We start from the raw sequence: 15,174 nt of genomic DNA, 5'->3' as shown, positions 1-15,174 counted from the left end.
TCCTGACCACCACACCCCAAGCGCGTCGGCGTACGGCGTAGTCAACATTTATCTAGGAGGGCCCCAGTGGCGAAGGCGAAGTTCGAGCGGACTAAGCCGCACGTCAACATCGGCACCATCGGTCACATCGACCACGGTAAGACCACTCTTACCGCGGCGATCACCAAGGTGCTGCACGACAAGTACCCGACGCTCAACGAGGCATCGGCCTTCGATCAGATCGACAAGGCGCCGGAAGAGCGTCAGCGCGGTATCACCATTTCGATCGCGCACGTCGAGTACCAGACCGAGGCCCGGCACTACGCCCACGTTGACTGCCCGGGTCACGCGGACTACATCAAGAACATGATCACCGGTGCGGCTCAGATGGACGGCGCGATCCTGGTCGTCGCCGCCACCGACGGCCCGATGCCGCAGACGCGTGAGCACGTGCTGCTCGCCCGTCAGGTCGGCGTGCCGGCGATGGTCGTCGCCCTGAACAAGTGCGACATGGTCGACGACGAGGAGATCCTGGAGCTCGTCGAGCTCGAGGTCCGTGAGCTGCTCTCGGAGCAGGAGTTCGACGGCGACAACGCGCCGATCGTCCGCGTCGCCGCGCACCCGGCGCTGCAGGGCGACGCCAAGTGGGGCGAGTCGATCCTCGAGCTGATGAACGCGGTCGACGAGTACATCCCGCAGCCGGAGCGCGAGATCGACAAGCCGTTCCTGATGCCGGTGGAGGACGTCTTCACCATCACGGGTCGCGGCACGGTCATCACCGGCCGGATCGAGCGCGGTGTCATCAAGGTCAACGAGACCGTCGACATCGTCGGTATCCGTCCGGAGAAGCAGACCACCACGGTCACCGGTATCGAGATGTTCCGCAAGCTGCTCGACGAGGGCCAGGCCGGTGAGAACGTCGGTCTGCTGCTTCGTGGCACCAAGCGCGAGGACGTCGAGCGCGGCATGGTCGTCATCAAGCCGGGCACCACGACCCCGCACACGAACTTCGAGGCGTCGGTCTACATCCTTTCCAAGGAGGAGGGCGGCCGTCACACGCCGTTCTTCCAGAACTACCGCCCGCAGTTCTACTTCCGCACCACCGACGTCACCGGTGTCGTCACGCTGCCCGAGGGCACCGAGATGGTCATGCCGGGCGACAACACCGACATGTCGGTCGAGCTGATCCAGCCGATCGCCATGGAGGACGGTCTGAAGTTCGCGATCCGTGAAGGTGGCCGCACCGTCGGCGCCGGCCGGGTCACCAAGATCATCAAGTGATCTCATGAGGTCCGCGAGGGCTCGAGAACTGAGCCCTCGCGGACCTCTGCTTTGCGCCCGATCCGGCGCTCAGGTGGTACCGGATCGGGCGTGAAAGCTACCGATTGGCGTTTCGATGCCGATCGATGGCACAATATTCAGGTTGCTCAGGCGAGGCCGCCGGGGTGCGCCCCAGATCTTCTTGATCTGGCTGGTGCGCTGGACCGGAGACGTTGCCGAGGTTCCGGTCCGAGACCGGGCCCCGATCTCCAATCCAGGTCGACGAAGCGGTGGGTCACGCGCGTTCCGCGCACGCGACACACCCGACCGCGGGGGTCGGAGCGACGAAGGCGAAGACGATAGAGAAGGACAAAGCGAAGCGATGGCGGGACAGAAGATCCGCATCCGGCTGAAGGCCTACGACCACGAGGTCATCGACAGCTCGGCACGCAAGATTGTCGACACGGTGACGCGTACTGGTGCGAAGGTTGCTGGCCCGGTGCCGTTGCCGACGGAAAAGAACGTGTTCTGCGTCATCCGCTCGCCGCACAAGTACAAGGACAGCCGCGAGCACTTCGAGATGCGCACCCACAAGCGGCTCATCGACATCATCGACCCCACGCCGAAGACCGTCGACTCGCTGATGCGTCTCGACCTGCCGGCCGGCGTCGACATCGAGATCAAGCTCTGAGGGACGCGAACAGCCAATGAGCAAGCTAAAGAACACGCGCGGTCTGCTGGGCACCAAGCTCGGCATGACCCAGACCTGGGACGAGAACAACCGCGTCGTCCCCGTGACCGTGGTCCAGGCCGGCCCGTGCGTGGTGACCGAGGTCCGTACCTCGGCCAGCCACGGATACGACGGCGTCCAGATCGCCTTCGGCGACATCGACCCCCGCAAGGTGAACTCGCCGATGCGCGGCCACTTCGAGAAGGCCGGCGTGACCCCGCGCCGTCACCTGCTCGAGCTGCGGACCGCTGACGCCAGCGAGTACACCCTGGGCCAGGAGATCAAGGCCGAGGCCTTCGAGGCCGGCGAGCGGGTCGACGTTTCCGCGACCAGCAAGGGCAAGGGTTTCGCCGGTGTCATGAAGCGGCACGGCTTCCACGGTCTGCGCGCCACCCACGGTGTGCACAAGAAGCACCGCTCGCCGGGTTCCATCGGCGGCTGCGCCACCCCGGGCCGGGTCTTCAAGGGCCTGCGGATGGCGGGCCGGATGGGCGCCGAGCAGGTCACCACCCAGAACGTCTCCGTGCACGCGGTGGACACCGAGCGCGGCCTCATCCTGCTGAAGGGCGCCGTACCGGGCCCCAAGGGTGGTCTGGTGCTGATCCGCAACGCCGCGAAGGGAGCTGCGAAGTGAGCACCGTCGACGTCGTCGTCGTGAAGGGCGACAAGGTCAGCAAGAAGGGTTCCGCCGAGCTTCCGGCCGAGCTGTTCGACGTCCAGGTCAACGTGCCGCTGATCCACCAGGTCGTGGTGGCCCAGCTGGCTGCGGCCCGCCAGGGCACGCACAAGGCGAAGACCCGGGGCGAGGTGTCCGGCGGTGGCGCCAAGCCGTACCGCCAGAAGGGCACCGGTCGCGCCCGTCAGGGCTCGACCCGCGCGCCGCAGTTCACCGGCGGTGGCGTCGTCCACGGCCCGGTGCCGCGCGACTACAGCCAGCGGACCCCGAAGAAGATGATCGCCGCCGCGCTCCGCGGTGCGCTGTCCGACCGGGCCCGTGACGGCCAGGTGTTCGTGGTCGAGAGCTTCGTGGACGGCGACAAGCCCTCCACCAAGTCGGCCCTGAAGGTGCTGAGCGAGGTGACCGAGCCGGGCAAGGCGCTGGTCGTCGTCGACCGCGCCGACGAGCTCACCTGGCTGAGCCTGCGCAACGTGCAGCACGTGCACCTGATCGCCGCCGACCAGCTGAACGCGTACGACGTTCTGGTCAGCGACGCGGTCGTGTTCACCAAGAGCGCGCTCGACTCCTTCGTCGCCGGCGCGCCCAAGGGTAAGTCCGTCAAGGCCGTCGCAACGTCGACTGAGGCCGAGGAGGTAGAGGCATGAGCCACGGAGTCAACAAGGACCCGCGTGACGTGCTGCTCCGGCCGGTCGTGAGCGAGAAGAGCTACGGCCTGCTGGACGAGCAGAAGTACACGTTCGAGGTCGCACCGGACGCCAACAAGACCGAGATCAAGCTCGCGGTCGAGAAGGTCTTCAAGGTCAAGGTCAGCGACGTCAACACCCTCAACCGCAAGGGCAAGCGGCGCCGGACCCGGTCCGGCTTCGGCAAGCGCCCGGACACCAAGCGGGCGATCGTCACCCTCAAGGGCGACGACCGCATCGACATCTTCGGAGGCCAGTCGTAATGGGAATCCGCAAGTACAAGCCGACAACGCCGGGCCGTCGTGGCTCGAGCGTGGCCGACTTCGTCGAGCTCACCCGTTCGACCCCCGAGAAGTCGCTGCTGCGCCCGCTGCCGAAGAAGGGCGGCCGGAACAACTCCGGCAAGATCACCACCCGGCACCACGGTGGCGGTCACAAGCGGGCGTACCGGCTGATCGACTTCAAGCGGTACGACAAGGACGGCGTGCCGGCCAAGGTCGCGCACATCGAGTACGACCCGAACCGGACCGCGCGGATCGCGCTGCTGCACTACGTCGACGGCGAGAAGCGCTACATCCTCGCCCCGACCAACCTGAAGCAGGGCACGGTCGTCGAGAACGGCCCGGCCGCGGACATCAAGATCGGCAACAACCTGCCGCTGCGCAACATCCCGGTCGGCTCCACGATCCACGCTGTCGAGCTGCGTCCGGGCGGTGGCGCCAAGATGGGCCGCTCCGCCGGTACCAGCATTCAGCTGGTCGCGAAGGAAGGCCGGATGGCCACCCTGCGGATGCCCTCCGGCGAGGTCCGGATGGTCGACGTGCGCTGCCGCGCCACCCTCGGTGAGGTCGGCAACGGCGAGCAGTCGAACATCAACTGGGGCAAGGCGGGCCGGATGCGCTGGAAGGGCAAGCGCCCGACCGTCCGCGGTGTCGCGATGAACCCGGTCGACCACCCGCACGGTGGTGGTGAGGGTAAGACCTCGGGTGGTCGCCACCCGGTGTCCCCGTGGGGCCAGCCGGAAGGCCGGACCCGCACCCGCAAGGAAAGCGACCGAATGATCGTCCGGCGCCGCAAGGCCGGCAAGAAGCGCTGATAGGGAGCCGGCCACATGCCACGCAGCTTGAAGAAGGGCCCGTTCGTCGACCACCACCTGGCAAAGAAGGTGGAGGTGCAGAACGAGAAGGGCACCAAGAACGTCATCAAGACCTGGTCCCGCCGATCGATGATCGTGCCGGACATGATCGGCCACACGATTGCGGTGCACGACGGCCGCAAGCACGTGCCGGTGTTCGTGACGGACTCGATGGTCGGGCACAAGCTCGGCGAGTTCGCCCCGACCCGGACGTTCAAGGGTCACGAGAAGGACGACCGGAAGTCACGGCGTCGCTGATCCGCGAGGACAGTGACGAAGCGAAAGCAATCTACGGAGAGATTCGAACATCATGAGCGTTCAAGAGCGTAGGGCGATCAGCGCCCGTCGCGAGAGCCTGCTGGGCGAGCAGCCCGGGGCCTTCGCGGTCGCGCGCTTCGTCCGCGTGACGCCGATGAAGGCGCGCCGCGTGGTCGATCTGGTGCGCGGTCTGGGCGTCGACGACGCACTCGCCACTCTGAAGTTCGCCCCGCAGGCCGCTGCCGCGACCGTGTACAAGGTCGTCGACAGCGCCGCGGCGAACGCCGAGGGCACCGAGCACCTGAACCGCGCCGACCTGGTCGTGGCGAAGGCCTACGTGGACGAGGGTCCGACGCTGAAGCGTCACCGCCCGCGTGCACAGGGCCGGGCCACCCGGATCGACAAGCGGACGAGCCACATCACCGTGGTCGTCGCGCCGCGCGTCGAGGCCGAGGCAGCCGAGAAGGCCCCGGTCAAGAAGGCCGCCGCGAAGAAGTCCGCGGACACCGCTGACACGGCGAAGAAGGCACCGGCGAAGAAGGCGGCCAAGAAGGCTGCCGACAAGCCGGCCGAGGCCGCCGAGAAGCCGGCCAAGAAGGCGTCCGCCAAGAAGGCGGCCACCAAGAAGGCCACCGCTGAGAAGAAGGAGTCCTGACGTGGGACAGAAGGTTAACCCGCACGGGTTCCGTCTCGGCATCAGCACGGACCACAAGAGCCGTTGGTACGCCGACAAGCTGTACAAGGACTACGTGGGCGAGGACGTCAAGATCCGCCGTCTGCTGAGCAAGGGCATGGAGCGCGCCGGCATCTCCCGCGTGGAGATCGAGCGCACCCGTGACCGGGTCCGGGTCGACATCCACACCGCTCGTCCGGGCATCGTCATCGGTCGCCGTGGCGCCGAGGCGGACCGGATCCGGGGCAGCCTGGAGGAGCTCACCGGCAAGCAGGTGCAGCTGAACATCCTCGAGGTGAAGAACGCCGAGGTCGACGCCCAGCTGGTCGCGCAGGGCGTGGCCGAGCAGCTGTCCGGCCGCGTGGCGTTCCGCCGCGCGATGCGCAAGGCGATGCAGACCACCATGCGTGGCGGCGCCCTGGGCATCCGGATCCAGTGCTCCGGCCGGCTCGGTGGCGCGGAAATGTCGCGGTCGGAGTTCTACCGCGAGGGCCGCGTCCCGCTGCACACGCTGCGGGCCGACATCGACTACGGCTTCTACGAGGCCCGGACGACCTTCGGCCGGATCGGCGTGAAGGTCTGGATCTACAAGGGCGACGTCGCCGGTACCCGCGCCGAGCGTGAGGCGCAGGCCGCTGCTCGCGCCGCCACCCAGCAGCGTGGCCGTCCGGCCCGTCGTGACGGTGGCGACCGCGGTGACCGTGGCGGTCGCGGTGGTGACCGTGGCGGCCGTCGCGACGACCGCCGTGACAACCGTCGTGACAACAACGCGGCGGCTCCGGTTGCCGAGGCGTCCGCGCCGGCTGCCGAGAAGACCGCCGAGACGACCGGAACGGAGAGCTGAACAATGCTCATCCCCCGCAAGGTCAAGCACCGCAAGCAGCACCACCCGACGCGCTCCGGCGCGGCCAAGGGCGGTACGACGCTCGCCTTCGGTGACTTCGGCATCCAGGCGCTGGAGAGCCACTACGTCACCAACCGGCAGATCGAGGCCGCGCGTATCGCGATGACCCGGCACATCAAGCGTGGCGGCAAGGTGTGGATCAACATCTACCCGGACCGCCCGCTGACCAAGAAGCCGGCCGAGACCCGGATGGGTTCCGGTAAGGGTTCGCCGGAATGGTGGATCGCCAACGTGAAGGCCGGTCGCGTGATGTTCGAGCTCTCCGGGGTGCCGGAGGACATCGCTCGCGAGGCCATGCGCCGCGCGATCCACAAGTTGCCGATGAAGTGCCGCTTCATCACCCGAGAGGCAGGTGAGAACTGATGGCTACCCTGACCGCCGCCGAGCTGCGGAACCTGGGTCGTGACGAGCTGATGTCGAAGCTCGGCGAAGCCAAGGAGGAGCTGTTCAACCTCCGGTTCCAGGCTGCCACGGGCCAGCTGGAGTCCCACGGACGGCTGCGCGCCGTCCGCAAGGACATCGCCCGCATCTACACGGTGCTGTCCGAGCGTGCGCTCGGGATCACCGAGGAGGTCGACGCCCCGGTTGCCGAGGCGGACGCCGACGAAGCTGCGGACGACAGTGAGAAGGCCAACGCATGACCGAGAACGCGAAGGACGAGACAGTGAGCACGACCACCGAGGCGCGAGGCCGCCGGAAGACCCGTGAGGGCCTGGTGCTGAGCGACAAGATGGACAAGACCGTCACCGTCGAGGTCGAGGACCGGGTCAAGCACAAGCTGTACGGCAAGGTCATCCGGCGTACCAGCAAGCTCAAGGCGCACGACGAGCAGAACGCCGCCGGCATCGGCGACCGCGTCCTCCTGATGGAGACCCGGCCGCTGTCGGCGACCAAGCGCTGGCGCGTCGTCGAGATCCTCGAGAAGGCCAAGTAGCTGTTCGGTCGCATGCGATCGGCAACCATTCGAAATTATTCGTTCCGCAAGGCTCACGTGAGTGAGAACCAGCGAGACAACCAGGAGATCAACAGATGATCCAGCAGGAGTCGCGACTGAAGGTCGCCGACAACACGGGCGCGAAGGAGATCCTTTGCATCCGCGTTCTCGGTGGCTCCGGTCGGCGCTACGCCGGTGTCGGTGACACGATCGTCGCCACCGTCAAGGACGCGATCCCCGGCGGCGGTGTGAAGAAGGGTGACGTCGTCAAGGCGGTCGTCGTGCGGACCGTGAAGGAGCGCCGGCGTCCGGACGGCTCCTACATCCGCTTCGACGAGAACGCCGCGGTGATCCTGAAGGCCGACGGCGAGCCGCGCGGCACCCGTATCTTCGGGCCGGTCGGCCGGGAGCTGCGCGAGAAGCGGTTCATGAAGATCATCTCGCTTGCGCCGGAGGTGCTCTGAGATGGCCCAGCAGAAGAAGCTGAACGTGAAGAAGGGCGATCAGGTTCGTGTGATCGCCGGTAGGTCCAAGGGCCTCGAGGGCAAGATCATCCAGGTCTTCCCGGACGACGAGAAGGTCATCGTCGAGGGCGTCAACCGGGTGAAGAAGCACACCAAGGTGCAGCAGGCCCAGCGCGGCGGCACCACCGGTGGCATCGTCACCCAGGAAGCCCCGATCCACGTCTCGAACGTGGCGCTTCTTGTCGAGGTCGAGAAGGACGGCAAGAAGGAGAAGGTGACCACGCGCGTCGGCTACAACCGTGTCGAGGTGCAGAAGCGCCGTCCCGACGGTTCGACGTACACGGGTTACCGGAGCGTCCGGATCGCCCGGCGTACCGGCGAGGAGATCTGATGACCACCGCTGTTAGCGAGACCAAGGTCCAGCCGCGGCTGAAGACGAAGTACCGCGAGGAGATCGTCGGCCAGCTGCAGGAGCAGTTCCAGTACGCGAACGTCATGCAGGTGCCCGGGCTCACCAAGATCGTGGTGAACATGGGCGTCGGCGAGGCCGCGCGCGACTCGAAGCTGATCGAGGGCGCCGTGAAGGATCTGGCCGCGATCACCGGCCAGAAGGCGCAGGTCACCAAGGCCCGCAAGTCGATCGCGCAGTTCAAGCTGCGTGAGGGGATGCCGATCGGCGCCCACGTGACGCTGCGCGGCGACCGGATGTGGGAGTTCCTGGACCGGCTGCTGGCGCTCGCGCTGCCCCGGATCCGCGACTTCCGCGGCCTGTCCCCGAAGCAGTTCGACGGCACCGGGAACTACACCTTCGGTCTGACCGAGCAGGTGATGTTCCACGAGATCAACCAGGACCGGATCGATCGGGTCCGGGGCATGGACATCACCGTGGTGACCACCGCGAAGAACGACGACGAGGGTCGGGCCCTGCTGCGGGCGCTCGGCTTCCCGTTCAAGGAGAACTGACGTGGCGAAGACAGCACTCAAGGTCAAGCAGGCCCGGAAGCCGAAGTTCGCGGTGCGTGGCTACACGCGCTGCCAGCGCTGCGGCCGGCCGAAGGCGGTCTTCCGCAAGTTCGGCCTGTGCCGGATCTGCCTGCGGGAGATGGCGCACCGGGGCGAGCTGCCCGGCGTGACCAAGTCCAGCTGGTGACCGTCTCCACCCCCGAACTTCTCCCTATTCACCACCATCTAGTCACCGTAGGTCGCCGAACGGCGAAACCACGGCGGGAAAGAGGCCCCAGGCCATGACGATGACCGACCCGATCGCAGACATGTTGACGCGTCTGCGGAACGCCAACCAGGCGTACCACGAGTCGACCACGATGCCGTACAGCAAGATCAAGCAGGGCATCGCCGACATCCTCCAGCAGGAGGGCTACATCGCCTCCTACCAGGTGGAGGACCCCAAGGAAGGGGCCGTCGGCAAGACTCTGACCGTCGACCTGAAGTTCGGCCCGAGCCGGGAGCGCTCCATCGCGGGCGTCCGCCGGATCAGCAAGCCGGGCCTGCGGGTCTACGCGAAGTCGACCAACCTGCCCAAGGTCCTCGGTGGCCTGGGCGTCGCGATCATCTCGACGTCCCAGGGACTGCTGACCGACCGTCAGGCCAAGAACAAGGGCGTCGGCGGGGAAGTCCTCGCCTACGTCTGGTGACGAAGAACCGGAAGGAGGACCACAGAAATGTCTCGCATCGGTAAGCTCCCGGTCACGGTCCCGTCCGGCGTCGACGTCACGATCGACGGCCAGACGGTCACTGTCAAGGGTCCCAAGGGTCAGCTGTCGCACGTCGTCGCTGAGCCCATCGTGGTCAACCGGGACGAGGACGGCGCGATCGCCGTCACCCGCCCCGACGACCAGCGCAAGAGCAAGGAACTGCACGGCCTGTCCCGCACCCTGATCGCCAACCTGGTGACCGGCGTGACGGAGGGCTACGAGAAGAAGCTCGAGATCGTCGGCGTCGGGTACCGCGTCCTGGCCAAGGGACCGACCCAGCTGGAGTTCTCGCTCGGGTACAGCCACACGATCACGGTGGACGCCCCGGAGGGCATCACCTTCAACGTGGAGGCGCCGACCCGCTTCTCGGTCATCGGCATCGACAAGCAGTCCGTCGGTGAGGTCGCCGCCAACATCCGCAAGCTGCGCAAGCCCGAGCCGTACAAGGGCAAGGGTGTGCGGTACGCGGGCGAGCAGGTGCGCCGCAAGGTCGGAAAGGCTGGTAAGTAACCATGGCGATCGGACTGCGTCCGCACAAGCACTCCGCCAAGAAGACGTCTTCCCGGCTGCGTCGGCAGATCCGGGTCCGGAAGAAGATCAACGGCACGGCCGAGCGGCCGCGCCTGGTGGTCTCGAAGTCGTCGAAGCACCTGTTCGCGCAGGTCATCGACGACGTCGCCGGCAAGACGCTGGTCTCGGCTTCCACCATGGAGGCCGACCTGCGTGGCGCGGAGGCGAACAAGACCGACAAGGCCAAGACCGTCGGCGGCCTGATCGCCGACCGGGCCAAGGCCGCCGGCATCGACTCGGTCGTCTTCGACCGGGCCGGGAACAAGTACCACGGCCGCATCGCGGCCCTGGCCGACGCCGCCCGCGAGGGCGGGCTGGGCTTCTGATGGTGGCAAGGGAAGAAGGTAGTTCTGTGAGCGAGCGCAAGCGAGCGAACCAGACAGCACAGCAGCGCTCCGCGAATGGAATCTGCGAGCGAAGCGAGGAGATGAAATGAGCGGAGGCCAGCAGCGTCGCGGAGGCGGCGCCGGTGGTGAGCGCCGTGGCCGCGACGGTGGTCGCGGTCAGCAGGCGGACAAGACCGCCTACATCGAGCGCGTGGTAGCCATCAACCGTGTCGCCAAGGTCGTGAAGGGTGGTCGTCGCTTCAGCTTCACCGCCCTCGTGGTCGTCGGCGACGGCGATGGCACCGTCGGTGTGGGTTACGGCAAGGCCAAGGAGGTGCCCGCGGCGATCGCCAAGGGTGTCGAGGAGGCCAAGAAGGCATTCTTCAAGGTGCCGCGGATCCAGGGCACCATCCCGCACCCGGTCCAGGGCGAGAAGGCCGCAGGCGTTGTCATGCTGCGTCCGGCCGCTCCCGGTACCGGTGTGATCGCGGGTGGCTCGGCGCGCGCCGTACTGGAGTGCGCCGGGATCCACGACATCCTCAGCAAGTCGCTGGGTTCGTCCAACTCCATCAACGTGGTGCACGCCACCGTTGAGGCGTTGCGCAGCCTGGAGACCCCGGAAGCCGTGGCCGCGCGCCGTGGCCTGCCGGTCGAGGACGTCGCTCCGGCGGCCCTGCTGAAGGCGCGGGCGGAGGCGGCTTCCTGATGGCACGCTTGAAGGTGACCCAGATCCGTTCGGGCATCGGTGGTAAGCAGAACCAGCGCGACACGTTGCGCACCCTGGGCGTCAAGCGGATCGGCGACAGCGCCGTCCACGAGGACAAGCCCGAGGTTCGCGGCATGGTGCGTGCGGTTCGCCACCTCATCACCGTCGAGGAGGTCGACTGACATGGCGCTCAAGGTTCATCACCTGCGTCCGGCGCCCGGTGCCAAGACCGCCAAGACCCGCGTGGGTCGTGGTGAGGGCAGCAAGGGCAAGACCGCCGGCCGCGGTACCAAGGGCAGCAAGGCGCGTAACAACATCCCCGAGTGGTTCGAGGGTGGCCAGATGCCGCTGCACATGCGGCTCCCGAAGCTGAAGGGCTTCAAGAGCAGGAACCGGGTGGAGTTCCAGGTCGTTAACCTGGACAAGCTCGGACAACTGTTCCCCGACGGCGGCGAGATCGGCATTGCCGACCTGGTCGCCAAGGGCGCGGTTCGTAGCGGTCAGCCGGTCAAGGTACTGGGTGACGGTGAACTGACCGTGGCACTGCAGGTCTCGGCCAACAAGTTCTCCAAGTCCGCCACGGACAAGATCCAGGCGGCTGGGGGGACCACGACCGAGGTGTGACACGAGGTCCAGGGCTCGTAACGCCCGGTGCTTGATATCCTGCGCCGGTCGGACGAGCCCTGGTTCGTCTCTTGCCCGGCGGCTTAGCTAGGCCCCTGCCGTGCCCGCGGCAGGGAAACTTGTGGGAGGACAGGGTGTTAGGCGCCTTTGCCAACGCGTTCAAGACTCCGGACCTGCGCCGGAAGATCTTGTTCGTGCTCTTCATTGTCGTGATCTTCCGGATCGGCTCCGTCGTTCCGGCTCCCGGTGTGAACGTTCAGTCGCTGCACACGTGTATCAAGATCTCCCAGGGCGGCCAGAACGCCAACCTGTACAACTTGATCAACCTGTTCTCCGGCGGCGCACTGCTGCAGCTCGCGATCTTCGCGCTCGGCATCATGCCGTACATCACCGCCAGCATCATCCTGCAGCTGCTCACCGTGGTGATCCCGCGGCTGGAGTCGCTGAAGAAGGAAGGCCAGGCGGGCCAGGGCAAGATCACGCAGTACACCCGGTTCCTGACCGTCGGTCTGGCGATCCTGCAGTCCACGGCGTTCGTCGCGCTGGCCCGGACGCCGGGACGGTTGTTCCAGGGCTGCAGCGAGCCGCTGCTCTACAAGGACGACTGGTTCACCATCATGGTGATGGTGCTGACCATGACCGCCGGCACCGGCGTGATCATGTGGCTCGGCGAGCTGATCACCGACCGTGGCGTCGGTAACGGTATGTCGATCCTGATCTTCACCCAGATCGTCGCCACCTTCCCGACCCAGCTGTGGAGCATCCGCAAGCAGAAGGGCGTCACCACGTTCGTCGTGGTGATCGCGATCGGTCTGGTCATCATGGCTGCGGTCATCTTCATCGAGCAGGCCCAGCGCCGGATCCCGGTGCAGTACGCCAAGCGCATGGTGGGCCGCAAGATGTTCGGCGGCACCTCGACGTACATCCCGCTGAAGGTCAACCAGGCCGGCGTCATCCCGGTCATCTTCGCCTCCAGCCTGCTGTATCTCCCCGTCCTGGTCAGTCAGTTCCAGCAGGGCAAGAGCTGGTCCAACTGGATCCAGGGCAACTTGGTCAAGGGCGACCACCCGATCTACATGGCGACGTACGTCGCTCTGATCATCTTCTTCACGTACTTCTACGTCTCGATCACCTTCAACCCGAAGGAGGTCGCCGACAACATGAAGAAGTACGGCGGCTTCATCCCGGGCATCCGGGCGGGACGGCCGACCGAGGAATACCTGAAGTACGTGTTGGACCGCATCACGCTGCCCGGCGCGATCTATCTCGCGGCGATCTCGATGATCCCGCTGGTCGCTCTCGTCCTGCTGAACGCGAGCCAGAACTTCCCGTTCGGCGGTACGTCGATCCTGATCATGGTCGGCGTCGGACTCGACACGGTGAAGCAGATCGAGAGTCAGCTGCAGCAGCGTAACTACGAAGGGTTCCTGCGCTGATGAGAATGTTGCTGATGGGTCCGCCCGGGGCGGGCAAGGGCACGCAGGCAAAGGTGCTTGCGGAACGCCTGAAGATCCCGGCCGTGTCCACCGGCGACATCTTCCGTGCGAACGTGAAGGACGAGACGCCGCTGGGTGTCGAGGCCAAGCGGTACATGGACGCCGGCGACTACGTCCCGGACGAGGTCACGAACGCGATGGTGCGCGACCGGCTGTCCGAGGCCGACGCGGGCGAGGGCTTCCTGCTCGACGGGTACCCGCGGACGCTGGCCCAGGTCGGCACGCTGGACGAGATCCTGGCCGACCACGGCCACAAGCTGGACGCCGTGGTCGCGCTGGTCGCCGACATCGACGTACTCGTCGAGCGGATGACGAAGCGGGCGCACATCGAGGGCCGGACGGACGATTCCGAAGAGGTCGTCCGGCACCGGCAGGACGTCTACACCGCCGAGACCAAGCCGCTGCTGCAGGTGTACGCCGAGCGCGGCCTGCTGGTCGAGGTCGACGGCGTCGGCGAGATCGACGAAGTGAGCGAGCGGGTGCTCGCCGCGCTCAAGACGGTGACCGAGTAACGCAATGATGTGCTGTGATGTTTAGGGACCGCGGTATCGAGATCAAGACCCGCGAGCAGATCCTCGCCATGCGCAAGGCCGGCCTGGTGGTCGGCCGCACGCTGGAGCTGCTCCGCGGGGCGGTCCGGGCCGGCATCACCACCGGCGAGCTGGACGCGATCGCGGAGGACAACATCCGGTCCTCCGGCGCGACGCCGTCGTTCAAGGGATATCACGGGTTCACCGGCTCGATCTGTGCGTCGGTGAACGACGAGATCGTGCACGGCATCCCCGGCGATCGGGTGCTGGCCGACGGCGACCTGATCTCGATCGACTGCGGTGCGATCGTGGACGGGTGGCACGGCGACGCCGCGATCACCGTGCCGGTCGGCGAGGTGGACGCGGAGCTGCTGGAGCTCGCCCGGATCTGCGAGGAGTCGATGTGGCGCGGGTTCGCCGCGGCGCGGCTCGGCGGGCGGCTGTCGGACATCTCGGCCGCGGTCGAGGCGCATGTCCGCGCGAACTCGTCGTACGGGATCGTCGAGGACTTCGTCGGGCACGGGATCGGCTCGGCGATGCACCAGCCGCCGAACGTGCCGAACTTCGGCCGGCCCGGTCGCGGCCCGAAGCTGGTCGAGGGCATGGCACTGGCCGTCGAGCCGATGCTCACGCTCGGCAAGCAGGACAACCACACGCTCGAGGACGACTGGACGGTCGTCACCGACGACGGCCGGTACGCCGCCCACACCGAGCACACCTTCACGCTGACCCCGGCCGGCCCGTGGGTGCTGACCGCGCTCGACGGCGGCGAAGCGAAACTCGCCGAGCTCGGCATCAAGTCCGGCGCCCTCGCCGACTGACGGACGTAGGGCGTGGTTCCCGATCCCACGCCTACTGCGCGGCACTCGGCGGGCACCTCGCCGACCGGGAGCGAAGGGAACGATGAAACCACATCGACCCCTCCGCTCCCGCTCACCGAGGCACTCCGCCGAGCACCTGCTCGCTACGGCGTGGGATCGGGAACCACGCCCTGGGGTCCACCCGTTGGGGGACGCGGAGGGCCCGGCGCTGAGGCACACTTGAGACATGCCTCAGTACCAGCCGCACCAGCGTTTCACCGAAGCCGACCGGGACAAGATCGCCGGGCGGTTGCGGGACGCGTTCGCGGACGGCCGGCTGGACCAGCCCGAGTTCTCGTCCCGGCTCGACCAGCTCTACACCGTGCAGACGTACGGCGAGCTCGAGCCGCTGGTGCGTGACCTGCCGGCGGTTCGCACGTACGAGACGCCCAGGGTGGTGCAGGACAGCAAGCCGGCGCCGGAGCCGGGCAACTTCCCGGAGCGGAAGAAGGACAACCACCCGGACCGCGGACGCAGGTCCGTGGGTGGATTCACCGGTGTCGTGCTGATCAACGTCGTGATCTGGTTCATCATCGGCCTCGGCAACGGCGGGCACTGGCCGCACTTCTGGCCGGTCTGGCTGCTGATCCCGTGGGCGATCATCGCCCTCGGCGGCCTGGGCCGGCGCCGTTGACGTCGGCCCAGGTCAGC

The 15,174-nt window shown here is 66.9% G+C and carries 25 protein-coding genes and 1 pseudogene; all 26 read left to right on the top strand.

Going from position 1 to position 15,174, the window contains the following annotated elements; genetic code table 11:
• Window positions 1–66 precede the first annotated feature (66 nt).
• The 26 genes and pseudogenes from tuf (at window position 67) to EV651_RS34130 (ending at window position 15,157) form a co-directional block, all read left to right on the top strand.
• Window positions 67–1,260, top strand: a complete 1,194-nt coding sequence (tuf, locus tag EV651_RS34255; RefSeq protein ID WP_131465688.1) for an elongation factor Tu — start codon at window positions 67–69, stop codon at window positions 1,258–1,260.
• Between the two features lie 361 nt (window positions 1,261–1,621).
• Window positions 1,622–1,930 (top strand): 30S ribosomal protein S10, encoded by a 309-nt coding sequence (gene rpsJ, locus EV651_RS34250; protein ID WP_012923688.1) that lies wholly within the window; start codon window positions 1,622–1,624, stop codon window positions 1,928–1,930.
• 16 nt (window positions 1,931–1,946) lie between these two features.
• On the top strand, window positions 1,947–2,603 hold the full coding sequence (gene rplC, locus EV651_RS34245) for a 50S ribosomal protein L3 (protein ID WP_133789412.1): 657 nt from the start codon (window positions 1,947–1,949) through the stop codon (window positions 2,601–2,603).
• Window positions 2,600–3,292 carry a 50S ribosomal protein L4 gene (gene rplD, locus EV651_RS34240; protein WP_133789411.1) on the top strand — a complete coding sequence of 231 codons (693 nt, stop codon included), beginning with the start codon at window positions 2,600–2,602 and terminating at the stop codon, window positions 3,290–3,292. Before rplC ends, rplD begins: the two co-directional genes overlap by 4 nt.
• Entirely contained in the window at window positions 3,289–3,594 is a 306-nt protein-coding gene (gene rplW, locus EV651_RS34235) for a 50S ribosomal protein L23 (RefSeq protein WP_130384643.1), read from the top strand. Before rplD ends, rplW begins: the two co-directional genes overlap by 4 nt.
• On the top strand, window positions 3,594–4,427 hold the full coding sequence (rplB, locus tag EV651_RS34230; RefSeq protein ID WP_130384642.1) for a 50S ribosomal protein L2: 834 nt from the start codon (window positions 3,594–3,596) through the stop codon (window positions 4,425–4,427). Before rplW ends, rplB begins: the two co-directional genes overlap by 1 nt.
• Window positions 4,428–4,442: 15 nt before the next feature.
• Complete coding sequence (rpsS, locus tag EV651_RS34225; protein ID WP_130384641.1) at window positions 4,443–4,724, top strand: 30S ribosomal protein S19; 282 nt, start codon at window positions 4,443–4,445, stop codon at window positions 4,722–4,724.
• 52 nt (window positions 4,725–4,776) lie between these two features.
• Window positions 4,777–5,208 (top strand): annotated as a pseudogene (gene rplV / locus EV651_RS34220) (50S ribosomal protein L22); the annotation flags it as partial.
• Window positions 5,209–5,380: 172 nt separating this feature from the next.
• Window positions 5,381–6,241: a 30S ribosomal protein S3 gene (gene rpsC / locus EV651_RS34215; protein ID WP_133789409.1), complete on the top strand. Its 861-nt coding sequence runs from the start codon at window positions 5,381–5,383 to the stop codon at window positions 6,239–6,241.
• A gap of 3 nt (window positions 6,242–6,244) precedes the next feature.
• A complete protein-coding gene (gene rplP, locus EV651_RS34210; protein ID WP_130384638.1) occupies window positions 6,245–6,664 on the top strand; it encodes a 50S ribosomal protein L16 in 420 nt (139 codons plus the stop codon).
• Window positions 6,664–6,942, top strand: a complete 279-nt coding sequence (gene rpmC / locus EV651_RS34205) for a 50S ribosomal protein L29 (protein WP_133789408.1) — start codon at window positions 6,664–6,666, stop codon at window positions 6,940–6,942. Before rplP ends, rpmC begins: the two co-directional genes overlap by 1 nt.
• Window positions 6,939–7,235: a 30S ribosomal protein S17 gene (gene rpsQ / locus EV651_RS34200; protein ID WP_133789407.1), complete on the top strand. Its 297-nt coding sequence runs from the start codon at window positions 6,939–6,941 to the stop codon at window positions 7,233–7,235. Before rpmC ends, rpsQ begins: the two co-directional genes overlap by 4 nt.
• A 95-nt stretch (window positions 7,236–7,330) precedes the next feature.
• Window positions 7,331–7,699, top strand: coding sequence for a 50S ribosomal protein L14 (gene rplN, locus EV651_RS34195; protein WP_012923677.1), 369 nt, complete (start codon window positions 7,331–7,333; stop codon window positions 7,697–7,699).
• Window position 7,700: 1 nt separating this feature from the next.
• Window positions 7,701–8,090: a 50S ribosomal protein L24 gene (gene rplX / locus EV651_RS34190; protein ID WP_131335175.1), complete on the top strand. Its 390-nt coding sequence runs from the start codon at window positions 7,701–7,703 to the stop codon at window positions 8,088–8,090.
• On the top strand, window positions 8,090–8,662 hold the full coding sequence (gene rplE, locus EV651_RS34185; protein ID WP_133789406.1) for a 50S ribosomal protein L5: 573 nt from the start codon (window positions 8,090–8,092) through the stop codon (window positions 8,660–8,662). Before rplX ends, rplE begins: the two co-directional genes overlap by 1 nt.
• 1 nt (window position 8,663) lies before the next feature.
• Window positions 8,664–8,849, top strand: coding sequence for a type Z 30S ribosomal protein S14 (locus EV651_RS34180; RefSeq protein WP_012923674.1), 186 nt, complete (start codon window positions 8,664–8,666; stop codon window positions 8,847–8,849).
• Between the two features lie 94 nt (window positions 8,850–8,943).
• Window positions 8,944–9,351 (top strand): 30S ribosomal protein S8, encoded by a 408-nt coding sequence (gene rpsH, locus EV651_RS34175; RefSeq protein ID WP_131335173.1) that lies wholly within the window; start codon window positions 8,944–8,946, stop codon window positions 9,349–9,351.
• A 27-nt stretch (window positions 9,352–9,378) separates the two neighbouring features.
• Entirely contained in the window at window positions 9,379–9,921 is a 543-nt protein-coding gene (rplF, locus tag EV651_RS34170) for a 50S ribosomal protein L6 (protein WP_133789405.1), read from the top strand.
• A gap of 2 nt (window positions 9,922–9,923) precedes the next feature.
• On the top strand, window positions 9,924–10,307 hold the full coding sequence (gene rplR, locus EV651_RS34165) for a 50S ribosomal protein L18 (protein WP_133789404.1): 384 nt from the start codon (window positions 9,924–9,926) through the stop codon (window positions 10,305–10,307).
• Between the two features lie 106 nt (window positions 10,308–10,413).
• The gene (gene rpsE / locus EV651_RS34160; RefSeq protein ID WP_133789403.1) at window positions 10,414–11,013 is read left to right on the top strand and encodes a 30S ribosomal protein S5; all 600 of its coding nucleotides are present in this window, start codon (window positions 10,414–10,416) and stop codon (window positions 11,011–11,013) included.
• Window positions 11,013–11,195, top strand: coding sequence for a 50S ribosomal protein L30 (gene rpmD / locus EV651_RS34155; RefSeq protein WP_131286341.1), 183 nt, complete (start codon window positions 11,013–11,015; stop codon window positions 11,193–11,195). Before rpsE ends, rpmD begins: the two co-directional genes overlap by 1 nt.
• Before the next feature lies 1 nt (window position 11,196).
• A complete protein-coding gene (gene rplO / locus EV651_RS34150; RefSeq protein WP_133789402.1) occupies window positions 11,197–11,637 on the top strand; it encodes a 50S ribosomal protein L15 in 441 nt (146 codons plus the stop codon).
• A gap of 134 nt (window positions 11,638–11,771) precedes the next feature.
• A complete protein-coding gene (gene secY / locus EV651_RS34145; RefSeq protein ID WP_133789401.1) occupies window positions 11,772–13,073 on the top strand; it encodes a preprotein translocase subunit SecY in 1,302 nt (433 codons plus the stop codon).
• Complete coding sequence (locus EV651_RS34140; protein ID WP_202870645.1) at window positions 13,073–13,645, top strand: adenylate kinase; 573 nt, start codon at window positions 13,073–13,075, stop codon at window positions 13,643–13,645. Before secY ends, EV651_RS34140 begins: the two co-directional genes overlap by 1 nt.
• Before the next feature lie 17 nt (window positions 13,646–13,662).
• Window positions 13,663–14,484, top strand: a complete 822-nt coding sequence (map, locus tag EV651_RS34135; protein ID WP_370353832.1) for a type I methionyl aminopeptidase — start codon at window positions 13,663–13,665, stop codon at window positions 14,482–14,484.
• Between the two features lie 226 nt (window positions 14,485–14,710).
• Window positions 14,711–15,157: a DUF1707 domain-containing protein gene (locus EV651_RS34130; protein WP_133789399.1), complete on the top strand. Its 447-nt coding sequence runs from the start codon at window positions 14,711–14,713 to the stop codon at window positions 15,155–15,157.
• Window positions 15,158–15,174 lie beyond the last annotated feature (17 nt).

This window comes from Kribbella sp. VKM Ac-2571 (genome assembly GCF_004362255.1).
Classification (GTDB): Bacteria; Actinomycetota; Actinomycetes; order Propionibacteriales; family Kribbellaceae; genus Kribbella; species Kribbella pratensis.
Note: the sequence above shows the minus strand (reverse complement) of the source record. Positions and strands in the feature narration are given on the sequence as shown.